17 protein-coding genes are annotated in these 17038 nt (G+C 65.9%); 7 read left to right on the top strand and 10 right to left on the bottom strand.

Going from position 1 to position 17038, the window contains the following annotated elements:
- Positions 1–79: 79 nt before the first annotated feature.
- The gene (gene pgm / locus ABIA70_RS14460) at positions 80–1738 is read right to left on the bottom strand and encodes a phosphoglucomutase (alpha-D-glucose-1,6-bisphosphate-dependent) (protein ID WP_354148240.1); all 1659 of its coding nucleotides are present in this window, start codon (positions 1736–1738) and stop codon (positions 80–82) included.
- A 241-nt stretch (positions 1739–1979) separates the two neighbouring features.
- On the opposite strand from pgm, the gene ABIA70_RS14455 reads away from it, so the two are divergent.
- Both ABIA70_RS14455 and ABIA70_RS14450 read left to right on the top strand, forming a co-directional pair.
- Positions 1980–2858 (top strand): nuclease-related domain-containing protein, encoded by an 879-nt coding sequence (locus tag ABIA70_RS14455; protein WP_354148239.1) that lies wholly within the window; start codon positions 1980–1982, stop codon positions 2856–2858.
- A 97-nt stretch (positions 2859–2955) separates the two neighbouring features.
- Complete coding sequence (locus ABIA70_RS14450) at positions 2956–3585, top strand: DUF4190 domain-containing protein (RefSeq protein ID WP_354148238.1); 630 nt, start codon at positions 2956–2958, stop codon at positions 3583–3585.
- A 114-nt stretch (positions 3586–3699) separates the two neighbouring features.
- Here ABIA70_RS14450 and ABIA70_RS14445 read toward each other — a convergent pair whose 3' ends face one another.
- The 3 genes from ABIA70_RS14445 to ABIA70_RS14435 form a co-directional block, all read right to left on the bottom strand.
- On the bottom strand, positions 3700–4059 hold the full coding sequence (locus ABIA70_RS14445; protein WP_354148237.1) for a hypothetical protein: 360 nt from the start codon (positions 4057–4059) through the stop codon (positions 3700–3702).
- A 136-nt stretch (positions 4060–4195) separates the two neighbouring features.
- Positions 4196–4399, bottom strand: a complete 204-nt coding sequence (locus ABIA70_RS14440) for a hypothetical protein (protein ID WP_354148236.1) — start codon at positions 4397–4399, stop codon at positions 4196–4198.
- Positions 4400–4495: 96 nt separating this feature from the next.
- Positions 4496–5980, bottom strand: a complete 1485-nt coding sequence (locus tag ABIA70_RS14435; RefSeq protein ID WP_354148235.1) for an amidase — start codon at positions 5978–5980, stop codon at positions 4496–4498.
- A gap of 114 nt (positions 5981–6094) precedes the next feature.
- On the opposite strand from ABIA70_RS14435, the gene ABIA70_RS14430 reads away from it, so the two are divergent.
- From ABIA70_RS14430 to ABIA70_RS14420, 3 genes are all read left to right on the top strand, one after another.
- Positions 6095–6421, top strand: coding sequence for a rhodanese-like domain-containing protein (locus ABIA70_RS14430; protein ID WP_354148234.1), 327 nt, complete (start codon positions 6095–6097; stop codon positions 6419–6421).
- Positions 6422–6476: 55 nt separating this feature from the next.
- Entirely contained in the window at positions 6477–7457 is a 981-nt protein-coding gene (pheA, locus tag ABIA70_RS14425; protein WP_354148233.1) for a prephenate dehydratase, read from the top strand.
- Positions 7458–7551: 94 nt separating this feature from the next.
- Positions 7552–7764 carry a hypothetical protein gene (locus tag ABIA70_RS14420; protein ID WP_354148232.1) on the top strand — a complete coding sequence of 71 codons (213 nt, stop codon included), beginning with the start codon at positions 7552–7554 and terminating at the stop codon, positions 7762–7764.
- A gap of 28 nt (positions 7765–7792) precedes the next feature.
- Here the strand turns inward: ABIA70_RS14420 and ABIA70_RS14415 are convergent, their stop codons facing one another.
- Positions 7793–8851, bottom strand: coding sequence for a diacylglycerol/lipid kinase family protein (locus ABIA70_RS14415; protein ID WP_354148231.1), 1059 nt, complete (start codon positions 8849–8851; stop codon positions 7793–7795).
- 89 nt (positions 8852–8940) lie between these two features.
- On the opposite strand from ABIA70_RS14415, the gene serS reads away from it, so the two are divergent.
- Together serS and ABIA70_RS14405 are read left to right on the top strand one after the other, a co-directional pair.
- The gene (gene serS / locus ABIA70_RS14410; RefSeq protein WP_354148230.1) at positions 8941–10221 is read left to right on the top strand and encodes a serine--tRNA ligase; all 1281 of its coding nucleotides are present in this window, start codon (positions 8941–8943) and stop codon (positions 10219–10221) included.
- A gap of 222 nt (positions 10222–10443) precedes the next feature.
- A complete protein-coding gene (locus ABIA70_RS14405) occupies positions 10444–11304 on the top strand; it encodes an HAD family hydrolase (RefSeq protein ID WP_354148229.1) in 861 nt (286 codons plus the stop codon).
- A 62-nt stretch (positions 11305–11366) separates the two neighbouring features.
- Here the strand turns inward: ABIA70_RS14405 and ABIA70_RS14400 are convergent, their stop codons facing one another.
- The 5 genes from ABIA70_RS14400 to ABIA70_RS14380 are packed head-to-tail and all read right to left on the bottom strand — an operon-like array spanning position 11367 to position 17024.
- Complete coding sequence (locus ABIA70_RS14400; protein ID WP_354148228.1) at positions 11367–13127, bottom strand: glycoside hydrolase family 35 protein; 1761 nt, start codon at positions 13125–13127, stop codon at positions 11367–11369.
- 48 nt (positions 13128–13175) lie between these two features.
- Positions 13176–13886 (bottom strand): hypothetical protein, encoded by a 711-nt coding sequence (locus ABIA70_RS14395; protein ID WP_354148227.1) that lies wholly within the window; start codon positions 13884–13886, stop codon positions 13176–13178.
- Positions 13883–14803, bottom strand: coding sequence for a carbohydrate ABC transporter permease (locus tag ABIA70_RS14390; protein WP_354148226.1), 921 nt, complete (start codon positions 14801–14803; stop codon positions 13883–13885). The genes ABIA70_RS14395 and ABIA70_RS14390 overlap by 4 nt, the downstream gene beginning before the upstream one ends.
- Positions 14803–15744 carry a carbohydrate ABC transporter permease gene (locus ABIA70_RS14385; RefSeq protein ID WP_354148225.1) on the bottom strand — a complete coding sequence of 314 codons (942 nt, stop codon included), beginning with the start codon at positions 15742–15744 and terminating at the stop codon, positions 14803–14805. The genes ABIA70_RS14390 and ABIA70_RS14385 overlap by 1 nt, the downstream gene beginning before the upstream one ends.
- Positions 15741–17024 (bottom strand): ABC transporter substrate-binding protein, encoded by a 1284-nt coding sequence (locus ABIA70_RS14380; protein ID WP_354148224.1) that lies wholly within the window; start codon positions 17022–17024, stop codon positions 15741–15743. Before ABIA70_RS14380 ends, ABIA70_RS14385 begins: the two co-directional genes overlap by 4 nt.
- Between the last annotated feature and the right edge of the window lie 14 nt (positions 17025–17038).

The raw sequence follows: 17038 nt of genomic DNA, 5'->3' as shown, positions 1-17038 counted from the left end.
AGCGTCCGGTATGGCAGGACTGGGTGTACTGCTTTCCGGGTGTACTGCTTTCCGGGTGTACTGCTGCCCTGGTTTACTGCTAGGCGATGACGCCGTCCACCAGCGCCTTGGCCTCGGCCTGGACCTGCTTGAGGTGCTCCTCGCCCTTGAAGGACTCGGCGTAGATCTTGTAGACATCCTCAGTGCCGGACGGGCGGGCTGCGAACCAGGCGTTCTCGGTGACTACCTTGAGCCCGCCGATCGGCGCGCCGTTGCCCGGCGCCTCGGTCAGCTTCGCGAGAATCGTCTCGCCTGCCAGTTCGGTGGCGGTGACGTCCGACGGCGACAGCTTGCCGAGTGCCGCCTTCTGCTCCCGCGTGGCCGCGGCATCAATGCGCGCGTAGACGGGCGCGCCGAACTGATCGGTCAGGCCCTTGTACAGCTGTGACGGGGACTTGCCGGTGACCGCGGTGATCTCCGAGGCCAGCAGCGCCAGCAGGATGCCGTCCTTATCAGTGGTCCACACGCTGCCGTCCAGCTTGTTGAAGGAAGCGCCGGCTGATTCCTCGCCGCCGAACGCGCCTTCGCCGGACAGCAGCCCCGGCACAAACCACTTGAAGCCAACGGGAACCTCCACCAGCTTGCGGCCCAGGCTTTCGGCCACGCGGTCGATGATCGAGGAGGACACCAGGGTCTTGCCCACCACCGAGTTGGGGTTCCAGCCGCTGCGGTTGCGGTAGAGGTAGTCGATGGCGACGGCCAGGTAGTGGTTCGGGTTCATCAGGCCGCCGTCGGGGGTGACGATGCCATGGCGGTCGGCGTCGGCATCATTGCCGGTGGCGACGTCGAACGCGGCTGAACTGCCGCCGTCGGACATCCGCTTGATCAGCGAGGCCATCGCGGCCGGCGAGGAGCAGTCCATCCGGATCTTCTCGTCCCAGTCCAGGGTCATGAACGCCCACTGCGGGTCCACGGTGGGGTTCACCACGGTGAGGTTCAGGTGGTGGCGCTCGCCGATCTCGCCCCAGTAATCCACGGCGGCACCGCCCATGGGGTCGGCGCCGATGCGGACACCGGCGTCGCGGATGGCGTCCAGGTTCAGCACCGACGGCAGGTCGTCGACGTAGCTGCTCAGGAAGTCAAACTTGCCGGTGCTGTCCGCGGCCAGGGCGTCGGCGAGCGGAATGCGCTTGACGCCGCGGAGGCCGTTTTCAAGCAGCTCATTGGCGCGGTTGGCGATCCAGCCCGTGGCGTCGGAGTCTGCGGGGCCGCCGTGCGGGGGGTTGTACTTGAAGCCGCCGTCGGCCGGCGGGTTGTGGCTGGGAGTGACGACGATGCCGTCCGCTTCCGGGGCGCCGGCGGCGCGGTTGTTGTTGTAGGTCAGGATGGCGTGGCTCAGGGCAGGGGTGGGGGTGTAGCCGTGGCGGGCGTCCACCAGCACCTGCACGCTGTTGGCGGCCAGCACTTCGAGGGCGGAATTCTGCGCCGGCTCACTGAGGGCGTGGGTGTCCTTGGCCAGGAAAAGGGGGCCGGTGATTCCCTGCCCCGCCCGGTATTCCACGATTGCCTGCGTGATGGCGACGATATGTTTTTCGTTGAACGACGCCTTGAGGCTGGAACCGCGGTGCCCGGAGGTGCCGAACGCCACGCGCTGGCCGGGATCACCAAGATCCGGCGTGATGTCGTAGTACGCGTCGAGGAGCGCAGTGATGTCAACAAGGTCCTGGGGTTGGGCAACTGTGCCCGCGCGGCTAGCCATGGGACCAGCATGCCAGACGCAGGCCGGGGGCAAAACGACCTGTCCAGAATCCGGCCCCTGTGACGCGGAATGTCACGAAACAGGTAATGAAACCTGAGTACCGGCCCCAAAAGTACCTATATACCGGCCCAGCCGGCGCTGTTACGTTCGGAAAAAGTCAGGAACGTCAAAGCGCGACGGCGGCAGTGGCGCCGCGTCGTACGCGGCAGCAAGCAGCCGCCGGGACAGTAAGGAGGCGGCCATGGGGGCAGGGGACGGCGCGGCCGAACAGGCAAGGCTGGCCGCGGAAAGAGTGCAGCGCCTCAAGCGCCAGCTCGACCAGGCAGAGCGTGCCACCAAGTCGTGGGACGAGGGTGCTGTTGGCGAACGGATCGTGGCGGACAGGCTGGGCAGGCTCCTCCCGCACGGCTGGTTCCTGCTGCACGACGTACATTGGCCAGGCCGGCCCAATGCGAACCTCGACCACGTGCTGGTGGGGCCCGGCGGTGTAGTGGTGGTGGACGCCAAGAACTGGACCGGCGAGGTCAGCGTCGCCTCCGGGGTCCTCTGGCAGGGCCGGTTTGCCAGGACACAGTCGGTGGAAGGCGCCTTGGCGCAGTGCGCCGCCGTCGCCTCCGTCCTGTCGCCGCCGCACCGGCGGTTTGTCCGCCCTCTGATCTGTCTCGCGGGGCAACCCGACCTGTTCGGCATCACCAGCTCCGACGTCGCCGTGGCCGGTGCCGACCGCGTTGTGGATACCGTCCTGGCGCTGCCCGCGGTGCTGGACAACCAGACCGTCCTGGGGCTGTACGCCCACCTCGGCCAGCAACTCACCCAGGAACCTGCAGCGGAAAGCCCGGCCGTGAAGGCGTTGACAGCCAAACCGGCCGGCCCGCCCGTGGTGGCCCAGCCTCCGGGGAGTCCGACGGGGGCGCTAACGCCAAGCCGGCCGGGCCCGCGGACCACCGCACCCGGCGTCGGCCGTGGCCCGGGTACAGGCCGCACCGGCAACGGCCGTGGCGGCACCGGTGCCGGCAGGAAGTCCAGGGCCCAGCAGCAGGCGACCAGCGTGACGCACCTCATGTTCCTTGCCGCCTTCGTGGTTTTCGCGGTGTACGTCCTTCCCTACTGGGGACGGTAAAGCGCCGGTCCGCAGGGCGGGGCAATTCAGGGGGACGGCAGGGCCAGGAAATGGCAGCGGCGGTAAGCTGAATAGCAAGACTTCCGAGGGGGAAACCATGAGTGACCAGCCAACGCCGCGCCCTGATTCTGACGGTTCCAGCGCGCAGGGTTCCAGCGCGCAGGGTTCCGGCGCCCAGGGTTCCGGTGCCCAGGGGACGGGCGATTCGCCATCGGGGTACGAGCCGCCGCGCTTTGTGCCGCCGCAGGGTCCGGACATCCCCGCCCCGCCTCTCTACGACCAGAACAAATACGGCGCGGGCCGTTACGGCGATCCCCATAACCAGCCCGGCGGGCAGTACGGAGCGCCTTACGCCCAGCCGTCCAGCCCCTACGGCCAAGGCGCGGGTGGGTACGGTCAGCCCTCCGCCGCCTATGGGCAACCCAGCCCCTACAGCCAGCCCGGTCCATACGGCCAGCCCGGGTACTACGGCATGCAGGCCGAACCCAAGGGCCTGAGTATTGCCAGCATGGTCTGCGGCATCGCCTCGGTGATCCTTGGCTGGCTCTTGATCCCGCAGATCGCTGCGATCATCACCGGCCACCTTGCCCTTCGCCGCGAACCGACGGGCAAGGGCCTGTCCATCACGGGGCTGGTCCTCGGGTATCTCTGCCTGCTTGGCTATGGAGCGCTCTGGCTGTTCCTCATCCTCGGGTTGACGGCGTACAGCACAAGCTACGGGTACTGAGCCCCGGCCGGGCCGGCGCCTGATCGATCCGGCAGGACGCCACGTCGATCCGGCAGATTCAGGTGGGCTGGCGCACGTTACCCGAATCCTGCCAGGCCGCCCTGTCCGCGACGTCTACCGTGCGGCGATCCGCACCGCCCGTTCGCGCTCACTTTGGCTCAACGAGCCGGCTGCGCTCTGCTGCAGGGACCAGCTGGTTCTCACTCCATCGGGGCCGGTAAGGCCGCCGGCTGCCAGGGCTTTCACGATCCGACGGCGGACCTCGTGTTCGGCTTCCGGCTCGGCCGCGAAGACCACCCTGAGCCTCAGCTGGTCGCCCTTCCGCTCATGGCTCGTGTGATGCGGCGCCAGGGGACAGGGCGGCGAGTGCTCCCAGCTGCCGCAAAGCTCCGCAGTGATGGCAGCTCCGGGCGCCCCAGGATCGCCTTCAGCATCCATGACGAGCGACGCCTGGTGTACGAACGGTTCACGCATCTGGCCTCTGCTTTTATGACGGGGCTTTCGTGACGGGGCTTTCGTGCCGGTGGACCGGGCGGATGGGGAGGTGCAGTGCCGGCAGCGGAAAGGCCCCTGTCCGGGGCCTTTCGTCGGGAGGGTGGGACCGGAGAGGTCAGACCTTCTCGTGTGTGCGCTCAGCAGCCGGCTCCTGCGCTTCATGGGTCTTCCGGCGACGCGGGAAGGCCCAGAAACTGAAGTCCTGAGCCGTGTAGTGCGGCTCCTGACGGTCCGGCGGTGTTTCCTGGCGCGGTTCGGATTTCGGTTTGGCGTCCTTCCTGGCCCGCCACCCGTAGTCCTCCATGGATGAATAGCACATCACAAACCTCCTCATAGTGACTGCGCTCTTAATCCTCCTCCGGATCTGCCCCGGAGTCGACACCCTGAAACCGGGAACCCCGCTAGTGGCCAGGGCTCAGAAACCGAGCTGGGCTGCCACCTGGAGCAGGAGTGCTTCAGAGCCCGCCGGCCCCACGAGTTGGATCCCCATCGGAAGGCCGTGGCCGGGCAGCCCACCGGTCCAATAGACAGGGATAGTGATGGCCGGCAGGCCGCAGACGTTCACCATGGACGACCACGGCGCGAACTCGCATTGCCGCCGGTAGTCGCCGTCGGCGTCGTGCGCCCACTCCGTGGCCGGCCAGCGGCCGTCGCCGTGGGTGGCACCGGTGAACCAGCCAACGGGCCGCGGGGTCTGCGCGAGAGCCGGCATCAGCATGAGATCCCACTGCCCGTACTGGGTGATGGTGTCGCGCTCGAACTGTCGGAGGAATGCCAGGGATTCGTTGAGCTTGGCGGCGCTGCGCTGTTGGGCCCGGCGCCGGAAGGTGCGGGTGAGCGGGGTCAGGAGCGCTTCGCGGTGCGGACTGATGCGGGCCGTGCCGACGGCGGCGGTCCACACCGTGGTGAAGGCGTCCGGGTAGCGGTTGTCATAGCGGATCGCGGCCTCGGCAACAATGTGCCCGGCATGTTCGAGCATCCCGCGGCCCGCCTCCAGCCCGGCCAGCGCTTCGGGCTCGGGCGTGAACGGGAAGATGGCGGACCACGGGCTGTCCAGGGTCAGGCCGATCCGCAGCCGGCGGGGCCCCTGTTCCACGGTGTCGAGGTAGCCGCTACCGGTGGCGGGGGCCAGCGCATCCATCATCAGTGCCGCATCGGCTGCAGTCCTGGCGAGGGGGCCAGTCACCACCAGGCGGCCGGGGTCTCCCGAGCTCTCGCCCGACGGCACCACTCTCCTCCCGGGCTTGAGACCTACCAGGCCACAGGCAGCAGCGGGAATGCGGACCGAACCGCCGCCGTCGGACCCCGGTGCGAAAGGCAGCAGGCCTGCGGCAACCGCCGCAGCGCTGCCGCCTGAGGAGCCGCCGGAACTCCGGCTCGGTGCGTGCGGATTGCGCGACGGCGGGGCGATCAGGTTTTCGCTGTAGGCAGTCAGTCCGAATTCCGGAACCTGTGTTTTGCCCAGTGAGACGACGCCGGCGGCTTTGAGTTGGGTGACCAGCGCCCCGTCCATCAGGGCCGGCTTGTGCTCCAGGGCTGCGCTGCCGTGCGTCGTCACCACACCGGCAACGTCGGTCAGGTCCTTGAAGGCCAGTGGCATGCCGTGGAGGAGGGGCAGGGAATCCCGGTTACCACCTGGCGTGCCGTTATGGGAGCCCGTTCCGAAAACCTTCCGGGCGCGGGAGTAGCGGGCGTCGGCCGCTGCGGCGTCTGCCAACGCCTGTTCGGCCGTCACCGTGACAAACGCCCCCAGCAGCGGGTTCCGTTCATTGATGCGGGCAAGGAAGTGGGCGGTGGCGTCCTGCGAGGAGACCTCTCCGGTGCGCAGCGCATGCCGGAGAGCGAGGGCCGGGAGTTCATGGATCTCGGTCCCGGCAGCGGTGGGCGGAACAACGGGCACGGCGCCTCCTCCTTGGAGTCATCTAGAAGCGTAACCTGCGGGACGTGCAGCGGACGGGGCACGAGGCTGGCGCTAGGCTGGGACCAGACCATGATGTTCCGAAGGAGGACTCCTGTGAGCGATTTCGATACCGTGCCAGTCAACGATGTTCCCGAGGACGCCGCCATCCTGGACGTGCGCGAAGACTATGAGTGGGTGGCCGGGCATGCTGATGGTGCCATCCACATCCCGCTGGACCAGCTGCCCGCGCGGTTGGAGGAATTGGACCCGGACGAGGATCTGTACGTCATCTGCCGGACCGGCGGGCGGTCCTTCCGCGCCGCACAATGGCTGACGGGCCAGGGCTATGCGGCCATCAACGTCGCTGGCGGAATGGACCAGTGGCTCGAATCGGGTAAACCGCTGGTGTCGGACAACGGACTCAAGCCCCTGATCCTCTAGGCAAGCTCAACTCCCACAGTTTGAACCAGCGTCCATCACCCCGAGGGAATACTTCATGCCGGCGTCACCCGCTACGTACACTTTCCTGGGTCCCGAAGGCACCTTTACCGAGGCGGCGCTGATGCAGGTCCCCGGCGCCGCGGGGGCCACCCGAATCCCGGCTTCCAATGTCAATGCAGCGCTGGATAAAGTACGCGACGGCTCCGTGGATGCCGCGATGGTTCCCATCGAGAATTCGGTGGAAGGCGGCGTGACTGCCACGCTTGACGCCATCGCCAGCGGGCAGGAGCTGCGGATCATCCGCGAGGTCCTCGTCCCCATCAGCTTTGTGCTGGTGGCACGCCCCGGGGTGCCGGTCTCCGACATCCGCCGAATTTCCACTCACGGCCACGCCTGGGCGCAATGCCGGCTGTGGGTTGATGCAAACATTCCCGGGGCGGAATACGTTCCCGGTTCGTCCACCGCAGCCGCAGCTCTGGGGCTGTTGGAGGAGGACGCCCACTACGACGCAGCGATCTGTGCGCGCATTGTGGCCGAGGAGCAGCCGGGCCTGTCTGTCCTTGCGGAGAACATTGGGGACAATCCGGGCGCGGTGACGCGGTTCATCCTCGTCAGCCGGCCGGGCCTCCTGCCGGAGCGGACGGGTGCCGATAAGACCACCGTGGTGGTACCGCTCCCGGAGGACCGCCCGGGCGCCCTGATGGAAATCCTTGACCAGTTTGCCACCCGCGGAGTGAACTTGAGCCGGATCGAATCCAGGCCCACCGGACAGTATCTCGGCCACTACTTCTTCAGCATCGATGCTGACGGGCACGTCGCCGATGCGCGGGTTGCCGACGCCCTGGCAGGGCTGCACCGGATCAGTCCCGCCACACGTTTCCTGGGCTCCTATGGCCGGGCCGACGCGCAGAGCGCTGTAGTGGCGCCGCACACTTCCGACGAGGCGTTCCGCGCCGCGCACGCGTGGGTCGCTGCAATCCTGCAGCAGAAACCCGCAGGGCCTGAAACCGTTTCCGGTGCTTCGCCCACAGCGTAGGCAAATGCCGCGGAAGGTACTTCCCCGGGGCAACTACTGTGCGTATGCTTACTTGATCCACTTGGGGGATGGCCCCTAACGAAGGGAGCGGGTCATGAATACCAGCAGCACAGAGAACGATGGTCAGGGCATGATCGTGAACCCCAAGCCCACCGCCGATAACCAGGACTGGGATGGCGACGACGCTGACCGCGCTGACCGCCTGCGCTTTGAGGAAGAGCAGGCCATGATCCGTGAGCAGTCAGAGGCACGTGCCGCCGCAAAGGCCGCCGCCGAGACCGGAGCTGCAAAGAAGGCCAGCGCCTGAGCGCCACATGACCCCGTACTGAGGACCCTCAGCCCGGCTGGCCCTTGACCCTGATCAGCAGGGACCGCGGTTCCACGTGGACCGTGAGTTTGGTCGCTTCCCCGGTGGTGTCGCCGTCCACCTGGGTGGGCATCGGTTCCGGACACTTGATGACGATCTTGCCGGCGCGGTACACGGTCATGATGGGCAGGTTGCCCTTGTGTTTGAAGATGATCTTGGCGTACATGGCCAGCCAGCCGACGGCGCTCCGGGGGCTCATGACCACCACGTCCAGCATGCCGTCGTCGATCATGGCTTCGGGGATGAAGTCGATGCCGCCCGGGATCAGCCCGCAGTTGGCGAACAGGACGCTTCGGATGTTCCGGATCTGCTCGGGATTGCCGTCCAGGGAGACGGACACTTTTTTCCGCCTGCCTGGCAGGTGCCGCATCCCCGCCTCCGTGTAGGCGAGCCAACCTACGGCTTTCTTGAGGCCGTCGTTGGTGTCGGCGAGGATTTCGGCGTCCATGCCGATGCCTGCGATGACCAGGAAGGCGTGTTCTGACGAGTGCCCGGTACGTGAGTTTTCGATCGCCATCCGCGCCGTGTCGATGTAGCGCTGTTGGCCGAAAAGCGCCGTCTGCACATTGGCGTGCAGGTCGTAGACGTCCAGGTCCACGTTCCGGGCCAGCAGGTTTCCGGTGCCCAGCGGGATGATGCCCATTGCCACATCGGTGTGGGCGAGGATCTCTGCCACCGCACGGACCGTACCGTCGCCGCCGCCCACGACTACGACGTCGGCCTTGTAGTCCAGTGCCGACCGCGCCTGGGAGTATCCGGGGTCCTCGGCGGTAGTCTCCAGGAAGAGGGGATCATCCCAGCCGGCGGCCAGGCATGCGCGCTGGATGGCTTCCTTCGCATCCGAGGCGCGGGCCTTGATCGGGTTGAGGATCACCGCCACCCGCTGGTGTGCTAGGCCCGCTGCGTGCGCATCTTCCCCCACGGCGCTGCGGATGTGAAGGGCTTTGAGCCGCCGCACGCCCCACCAGCTGGAGACGGCGAAAGCCAGTGCTGCCGCGCTCAGGAGGTAGAGAAGCCAGTCGTTCATGGTGCTCCAACAGTATCCCGGCGTCCACGGCCCCCGTTCCCGGTCCGTGCCGGAGCCCGGCTCCGGCCGGATTTGGATACTCTTGTCTGGTGATCGACGTAAAAGAACTCAGCGAAAACCCGGACAAGTTCCGTGCCAGCCAGCGCGCCCGCGGTGCGGACGAATCAGTGGTGGACGCAATCATTGCCGCGGACGCCGCCCGGCGTGCCGCCCTGATCCGGTTTGAGAACCTTCGCGCCGAGCAGAACGTCTTCGGCAAGAAGGTGGCGCAGGCCAAGGGCGACGAGAAGAAGGCACTCCTGGCCGAGGTCAAAGAACTGGCCAACACCGTCAAAGCTGCATCGGCCGAGGCCGACGCCGTCCAGGCCAAGCAGGACGAACTGCTCCGCACCATCCCCAACCTCATTGAGGACGGCGTCCCCGAAGGCGGCGAGGACGACTACGTTGTGGTCAAGACCGTCGGCACGCCCCGCGAATTCCCGGACTTTGAACCGCGCGACCACCTGGAGATCGGCGAGCTGATCGGCGCGATCGACATGGAGCGCGGCGCCAAGGTTTCAGGCTCGCGGTTCTACTTCCTGCGCGGCGTCGGCGCCCGGCTGGAGATGGCGCTTCTGCAGATGGCCATGGAACAGGCCGTGGACGCGGGCTTTGTTCCGATGATCACCCCCACGCTGGTGCGCCCCGAGATCATGCAGGGCACCGGGTTTGACGTGAAGCACGACGCCGAGATCTACCGTCTCGCCGAGGACGACCTTTACCTCGTGGGAACCTCCGAGGTGGCCTTGGCCGGCTACCACGCTGACGAGATCCTGGACCTCACCTCCGGCCCCATCCGCTTCGCCGGGCAAAGCTCCTGTTACCGCCGCGAAGCCGGCTCGCACGGCAAGGACACCCGCGGGATCATCCGGGTCCACCAGTTCAACAAGGTGGAGATGTTCATCTACACCACAGTGGAGGAAGCGGCAGCCGAGCACGCGCGGCTCCTGGCCTGGGAAGAGGAGATGCTGGCCAAGTGCGAGCTGCCTTACCGCGTGATCGACACTGCTGCCGGCGACCTCGGGATGTCCGCGGCCCGCAAATTCGACTGCGAAGCCTGGGTCCCCACACAGGGCGCCTACCGTGAGCTGACGTCCACCTCCAACTGCACCACCTTCCAGGCCCGCCGCCTGAACATCCGGGAGCGTGTGATCAACCCCGAAGGCGTGGCCAAGGGCACCCGTGCGGTGGCCACCCTGAACGGCACACTGGCCACCACCCGCTGGATCGTAGCCATCCTGGAGCACCACCAGAACGCCGACGGCTCGGTCAACGTCCCGGCCGCGCTGCAGAAGTACCTCGGCGGCCTGGAAGTCCTGCCGGTCCTCTAAAACCCGCGGCCCGTCCGCCTACTCCAACGCGGGGTCACTTTTCGCCCGATAAATCCCGATTATCGGACGAAAAGTGACCCCGCGTTGTGGTTGGAGCGGCGGGCCCGTGAGCCGGAGGTTAACACTCACAACGGGGATAACCTGTGAGTATTTACCGGCTGTTCACCGGGTGTGTGGCCCGCGTCCTAGGCGGCGTCCGGGGCCATCTGCTTCACTGTATGCATGACAACACTGACTGAAACCTCAGTCGCTGGCAACGAAGACCAGCGAAGCACAACCGAAAACAACTCTGACCGCTTTATGATCGCGCTCGACGTGGACGGCACCTTGGTAAACCACGACGGCCATATGTCTCCCGGCGTCCGCGAGGCGGCCCAGGCTGTCGTTGCCGCGGGGCATGAGGTCATGATCGCCACCGGCCGGTCCCTGAACGCCACGCTGCCCATCATTGAGCAGATCGGCATCGGCACCGGGTACGCGGTCTGCTGCAACGGTGGCGTGACGCTCCGGCTGGACCCGGCCCTCTCCGACGGCTACGAAGTGATCCACAAGGCTACGTTCGATCCCGCCCCTGCCCTCCGCGCGCTCCGGTCCAAGCTCCCTACGGCGAAGTATGCGCTGGAGGACGAGGACGGCAACTTCCTGTCCACCGAGCGTTTCCAGGACGCCAGCTTCGGAGTGGAGGCCATCGGGGTCGATTTCCAGACCCTCCTGGATTCCACCGCCGTCCGCCTTGTGGTGTTCAGCACCGAAAACACTCCGGAAGAATTTTCCGCAACCATCAGCGAGATCGGCCTTGCCGGCGTCACGTATTCCGTGGGCTGGACCGCATGGTTGGACATCGCCGCAGCAGGCGTCACCAAGGCCAGTGCCCTGGAGCACCTCCGTGTGCGGCTCGACATCGGGCAGCACCTCACGGTGGCCATCGGCGACGGCCGGAACGACATCGAGATGCTCGGCTGGGCCGGGCGCGGCGTGGCCATGGGCCAGGCGCCTGAGGAAGTGATCGCGGTGGCCAATGAGGTCACCGCTTCCGTGTACGACGACGGCGCCGCCCACGTGCTGCGCAGCCTCCTGCCGTAGCGGCTGCTTCCGCGCCGCCCCGGTTAGGGGCGGACTGTAGTAATCCGGAGGGCAGGTGCCAGCTACTTCCCATCCGGCCCAAGATCGGGCCCGGACACAAAACGGACGCAGCGGGTGGTGCTGCCCTGAAGCTCCAGGATCGCCAGGTCATTGCTGCCCTTCCGGATCAGCGGCCCTGGCACATACAGGGTGCGCTGCGGTCCGCGGCTCCAGTAGCGGCCCAGGTTGAAGCCGTTAACGTAGGCGTTACCCTTTGTCCAACCGTCGAGCCGGAGGTAGCGGTCCTCCGGTCCGTCCGCGTCGAACGTGGCGAAGGACAGCGACGGCCCGGCAACCCCGCCGGATCCCGGTAACCCCAGCGCCGCAGCCAGCAGCAGTGGATTTGAGCCAAGGCCTTCCAGGTCCAAGGCCCGGAGCTGCCAGTCCTTCACCTCTTCGCCATTCAGGACAGCCGGCCCGATCAGTCCCTTGGGTTCGCCGATCCGCGGCCCGTAATTCACCCGCCCCTGGTCTTCCACAAGGACCTGCAAGAGCCCGGGCCGCGGGATGACGATGGCGTGCTCGCCGAGTTCCCGGCTGAGTGTGCCGAGTGGGAACCCGTCCAGGAAGAACTGCGCCCGGTCGCGGACCTCCTCAAAGCTCAGGACGCCGCCGTGGTCAAGGCGCCGTTCATAGAGGCAAAAACCACGGTATTGCCCGCTGGCCTCGGCGCCCGGCACGGCTCCGGCAAACACACGAGGCGTACCCAGCGTGTCCACCACGCTGAGGAGCGGGACACTCGAGCTCACCGTCACATCAGACCGTGGCCCCGCCGGCCGCGCTGCAGGCACCTCTGACGGAACCGGAAAATGCCTGGCAATCACGTCCCGGAACGCGAAGTACTTCTCCGTGGGGTGCCCGTCCTCGCTGAGCGGTGCGTCGTAGTCATAGGAGGTGATGGTGGGTTCGTAGATGCCTTTATCGTTGGCACCGTTGGTGAAGCCGAAGTTTGTGCCGCCGTGGAACATGTAGATGTTCACCGACGCTCCCGCGGCTAGCAAAGCGTCCAGCTCTGCCGCAGAAGCTGCGGCGTCCGTGGTGTGGTGGTGGGTGCCCCAGTTGTCGAACCAGCCGTTCCAGAACTCGGCGCACATCAGCGGTCCGGTGGGTTGCCGTTCACGCAGGATGGCCAGGCGTTCAACAGAACGGGAGCCGAAGGTGCCGGTTTTGTGCAGCCCGGGCAGCGAACCGTCCTCGATCATGGTGCCGGACGGCTGGTCGCAGGTGAACAGCGGGACGTCCACCCCGTGCCGTTTCGCCAGGTCCACCAGATGCTGCAGGTAGGCCTTGTCACTGCCAAAGGCCCCGTACTCGTTTTCGAGCTGCAGCAGGATGACCGGTCCGCCATGAGTGACCTGCCGTTCCACCACTACGGGTAGCAGCGCATCGAAATAGGCTCCGACGGCGGCGAGGTAGCCCGGTTCGCTGCTGCGGACGCCCACGGTGGGATCGCTGAACAGCCATGCCGGGAGTCCGCCGTTGTCCCATTCGGCGCAGATGTAGGGCCCGGGCCGCACGATGGCCCGCATCCCCTCGGCTTCCACCAGGTCCAGGAACCGGCCCAGGTCCAGCCGGCCTTCGGTCAAAAACGTCCCCGGCGTGGGGGAGTGCTCGTTCCACGGCACGTAGGTCTCTATGGTGTTCAGCCCCATAAGCCGGGCCTTGTGGATCCGGTCCCCCCACAGATCCGGGTGGACCCGGAAGTAGTGTATGGCGCCGGAGAGGATCCGGAAGGGCTCGTCGTTCAGCAGGAAATCGTGATCGCCGATGGCAAAGGTATCCATGGGTTCCTTGGGAGCAGAGGCAGGAGTGGGGAGCTGATGCAGAAGGGCTCAGTCCGCCGGCAGCACGGTGTGGAAAGCGAAGGACGCATTACTCCAGACCACAAACAGCAGCGGCGCGGGCGCCAGGGCCACGCCCAGCACCGGCTGGAGCAGCGCCGCAGAGGCGATGATGCCGAGCAGGACCAGCATGGCCAGGCTCAGGTACCAGCGCTGAACGCACAGGTAGAGGGACGCCTTGGCCAGGCTTTTGAGCCTGGCGTTAGGAAGAAGTACGACGCCGGCAATCACCAGTACAGCCACGCTCACCGTTGCTGCCGCTGCCAGAACGATGACGGGGACAAGCACCGCCGCCGCCGGCATCGACTGGACTGCCACGAGGTCCACCCCAAGGAACAGCAGCAGCGCGACGGTCGCCAGCCCCAGCGGCGCGGTGCGTCTGAAACTGCGCCCATAGCCGCGGAGGAAGGAGGCAAACGGCCTGACCGCGCCGCCGTCGTCGTTCATTGACTGGAAGGCGGCGAACAGCCCGCCCAGCGAGGGCGGTACTGTCACCGAAAGCGCCAGGAAGAACGGCCACGATGCCACGGGATCGGCCACGAGGGCGAGGCAGAAAACCAGCGGGGCGTTGGCCAGCGCGAGGATCACGTTCCCGGCCAGGAAGGTGTAGACGAAGGCGAAGATGCTGCCGAACGCCTCGAACCCCGGACCGGCCCACCGGCGGCGCCTCTGCAGGGTTGTGTGCTGGGGCAGGGCGGTCATCCTTTCATGCCGCTCGTGGCGATGCCCTGGATGAAGTAGCGCTGGCCGATCAGGAAGATGATCAGGATGGGGATCACCGAGATGACCGAGCCCGTCATGATCATGGCGTATTCGGCGTCGAACTGGCCCACGAAGGAGCGCAGGCCAAGCTGGACAGTCCAGAGGCGGTTGGACGTCAGGTAGATGAACGGACCCATGTAGTCGTTCCAGGTGTTGACGAACGTCAGCAGGGCCAGGCTGGCGAGGGCGGGCTTGGACAGGGGCAGGATCACGCGCGCCCAGATGCCGTATTCGCTAAGGCCGTCGATGCGCGCAGCCTCACACAGCTCATCGGGGATGGTCATGTAGTACTGGCGCATCAGGAACACACCGAACGCACCGAACGCCTGAAGCAGGATGAGGGCGTTGAAGCTGTTGGTGAGCCCCAGCTGCTGCATCATGATGTACTGCGGCACCATGTAGGCCTGCCACGGCACGGCGATGGTGCCGATGTAGGCAAGGAACAGCACGTCCCGGCCCGGGAAGCGGACCTTGGCGAAACCGTACGCCGCCAGGGATCCGGTGAGGACCTGCAAACACGTGATGATCACCGCAAGGTACAGCGAGTTCTGCAGGTAGCCCATCATCGGGATGCGGGTCCAGATGTCGGTGTAGTTGCTCCAGACGAACTCCGTCGGAATCCACTGGATGGGGACGGTGAGTACCTGGTTGTTCTCCTTCAGCGAGGAGGAGACCATCCAGATGAACGGGATCAGGAGCGCCAGCACCAGCACCGCCAGGACGCCGTAGATCACGGCGTCGGTGGCCCGTGCCTTCCGTTCGCGGGGCGAACGCCCGCGCGGTGCCGGGGGTGCAGCCTGTGCGGCGGGCGCCCGGAGGGTTGCCTCTGTCCTGAGGTCTTCGGCCATGTTGGTCATCAGCGTTCCCTCCGCTGTTGGATCTTGAATTGCAGGACGGTGACCGTCAGGACGATCAGGAACAGCACCAGGGAGATAGCCGAGGAATAGCCGAACTTCCCTTCGCCGATGCCTTCCTGGTAGATGAGCTGCGAAAGCACCGTGGTGGCGCGTCCCGGACCGCCGTTGGTCATGACCACAATCAGGTCAAAGACCTTGAAGCTGGATACCGTCAGCATGACCACCACGAAGAAAGTGGTGGGCCGCAGCGACGGCAGGGTGACATTCCAGAACCGCTGCCACGGGCTGGCACCGTCCACTTCGGCTGCTTCGTAGAGTTCGGACGGGATGGCCTGGAGGCCGGCTAAGTACAGGATCATGTAGTAGCCCATGTCCCGCCACACACTGGTGATGATCACCGCCGGCATGGCCCAGTCCGAGCTGGAGGTCCAGCCCGGGGTTTCAGCGATGCCGACGGCGTTCAGGAACTGGTTGATGGGGCCGCTGTCCGGGCTGAAGAGCATGTTCCAGACGACGGCGACAGCCACCAGGGAGGTGATGTACGGGAAGAAGATGGCCACCCGGAAGAAGCCGATGCCCTTGAGCTTGCGGTTCAGGAGCAACGCCAGTACCAGTGCCAGTGCCATGGTCAGCGGCACGTGGCCGACGGCGTACAGGACGGTGTTGCGCAGGGCCACCCAGAAGGTATCGCTCTGCACCATGCGCTGGAAGTTCGCAAGGCCAACCCACCGCGGTGCGCTGAAGGAGGTCCACTCCATAAACGAGAGGGCGAAGGCTGCGATCACCGGAATGAGCGTGAAGGCCAGGAAGCCCAGGAAGTTCGGGAGGATGAAGGTCCAGCCGATCAGCGTGTTGCGCCGGGCCTGCTTCCGGTTTCCCCTGCTGTGTCCTACGCCCCTGCTTTGTCCGGCCGGGGCCGCCGGGAGTGTTTCCGTGGTCACTGGCCCAGGACTTCGCTCTTGACCCGCTTGTCCATTTCCGTGATGCCGTCAGCTACGGAGCGCTCGCCCACCATGATCAGATCGTGTTCCTGGTTGAGGATCTTGTCCGTTGCTGCGGACTTGTCGCTGACCGGCATTTCGAGGACGGTGGTATCGGGCGTGAAGGCCTTCTTGGACAGTTCGTCGGTGGGCAGGCCGTCAAGCTTGAAGTACGCCTCGGTGACGGAATCGTTCTGCAGGGCCGGCACGACGCCGATCTTGGAGATTGCCTTGGCGCCTTCTTCGCCCGCGGCCCACTCGATGAACTTCTTGGCTTCGTCAGAGTGCGCAGCGTTCTTGTTGACCGCAAAGGCAGTGGGGGAGCCGAACGTGGTGACCTTGCCGCCTGAGGATTTCTGCGGCATGGGAGCGAGTCCCCAGTTGACGTTGGTCTTGGCGTCCTTCTTGGCCTGCAGGACGCCGGCGATGTACCAGGTTCCCATGGGCATCATGGCGGCCTGGCCGGTTTCAAACATGGTCCGGTAGCTGGTCTTCTGGCTCTTGGCAGTGCCGAAGTCCAAGGTGGCGCCGGTCTTCTGCAGCTCGAGGGCGGTGTTGTACTGGTCTTCGAAGAAGCTGTAATCGCCGCCGATCTGGTTGCCGTCGCTCTGCGCTGCGGAGATGGCCTGGACCACGGAACGCCAGATGTGGTGGTAGGTGCCGTAAACGGTCTTTCCGTCAGCTCCCTTCGTGGTGAGCTTCTGGGCCAGGGCTGCGTACTCATCCCAGGTCAGGCTGGACGGATCCTCCACCCCGGCCGCCTTGAAGAGGTCCTTGTTGTAGTAGAGCAGCCAGAAGTCCTGGCGGTAGGGGGCGGCGAAGTACTTGCCGTCGACGTCGAACGCGTCCAGGCCGGCGAGGTTGTCCTTGTCCAGGGAGTCCACCACGCTGTTAATCTCCTGGAGTTGCCCGTTGCTGGCATACCGGGAGTAGTCGATGACGTTTTTCATGGTCAGGACATCGGTGGTGTCGCCGCCGGCAAGCATGGTGGTGACCTTCTGCGGGTAGTCGTCGGCCAGGATGTCCACCGGTTCGATGTCAATGGTGGGGTTGGCCGCTTCGTAGCTGTCGAACAGCGCCTTGAACTCCGGGGTTCCTTCGTAGTTCCAGACGGAGACGGTGAGGCGGGTCTTGCCTTCCTGGCTCTGGGGTTCCGCCGGGCCGGCTGCGCCTCCGCATCCGGTCAGGCCAAGCCCGGCGGTTACGGCCAGGGCGATCGTGGCGAGGGTTGTGCGCTTCATTGCGTTCTCCTTAG

Origin of the sequence: Arthrobacter sp. 754 (assembly GCF_040548695.1) — a bacterium.
Lineage (GTDB): Bacteria > Actinomycetota > Actinomycetes > Actinomycetales > Micrococcaceae > Arthrobacter.
The sequence above is the reverse complement of the archived record's forward strand: the minus strand, read 5'-3'. Positions and strand labels throughout refer to the sequence as shown.

Excerpts from the sequence above, each read along its gene's own strand:
- pgm (WP_354148240.1), bottom strand. The coding sequence starts at position 1,738 with ATGGCTAGCCGCGCGGGCACAGTTGCCCAACCCCAGGACCTTGTTGAC.
- ABIA70_RS14455 (WP_354148239.1), top strand. The coding sequence starts at position 1,980 with ATGGGGGCAGGGGACGGCGCGGCCGAACAGGCAAGGCTGGCCGCGGAA.
- ABIA70_RS14450 (WP_354148238.1), top strand. The coding sequence starts at position 2,956 with ATGAGTGACCAGCCAACGCCGCGCCCTGATTCTGACGGTTCCAGCGCG.
- ABIA70_RS14445 (WP_354148237.1), bottom strand. The coding sequence starts at position 4,059 with ATGCGTGAACCGTTCGTACACCAGGCGTCGCTCGTCATGGATGCTGAA.
- ABIA70_RS14440 (WP_354148236.1), bottom strand. The coding sequence starts at position 4,399 with ATGTGCTATTCATCCATGGAGGACTACGGGTGGCGGGCCAGGAAGGAC.
- pheA (WP_354148233.1), top strand. The coding sequence starts at position 6,477 with ATGCCGGCGTCACCCGCTACGTACACTTTCCTGGGTCCCGAAGGCACC.
- ABIA70_RS14420 (WP_354148232.1), top strand. The coding sequence starts at position 7,552 with ATGAATACCAGCAGCACAGAGAACGATGGTCAGGGCATGATCGTGAAC.
- ABIA70_RS14415 (WP_354148231.1), bottom strand. The coding sequence starts at position 8,851 with ATGAACGACTGGCTTCTCTACCTCCTGAGCGCGGCAGCACTGGCTTTC.
- ABIA70_RS14405 (WP_354148229.1), top strand. The coding sequence starts at position 10,444 with ATGACAACACTGACTGAAACCTCAGTCGCTGGCAACGAAGACCAGCGA.
- ABIA70_RS14400 (WP_354148228.1), bottom strand. The coding sequence starts at position 13,127 with ATGGATACCTTTGCCATCGGCGATCACGATTTCCTGCTGAACGACGAG.
- ABIA70_RS14395 (WP_354148227.1), bottom strand. The coding sequence starts at position 13,886 with ATGACCGCCCTGCCCCAGCACACAACCCTGCAGAGGCGCCGCCGGTGG.
- ABIA70_RS14390 (WP_354148226.1), bottom strand. The coding sequence starts at position 14,803 with ATGACCAACATGGCCGAAGACCTCAGGACAGAGGCAACCCTCCGGGCG.
- ABIA70_RS14380 (WP_354148224.1), bottom strand. The coding sequence starts at position 17,024 with ATGAAGCGCACAACCCTCGCCACGATCGCCCTGGCCGTAACCGCCGGG.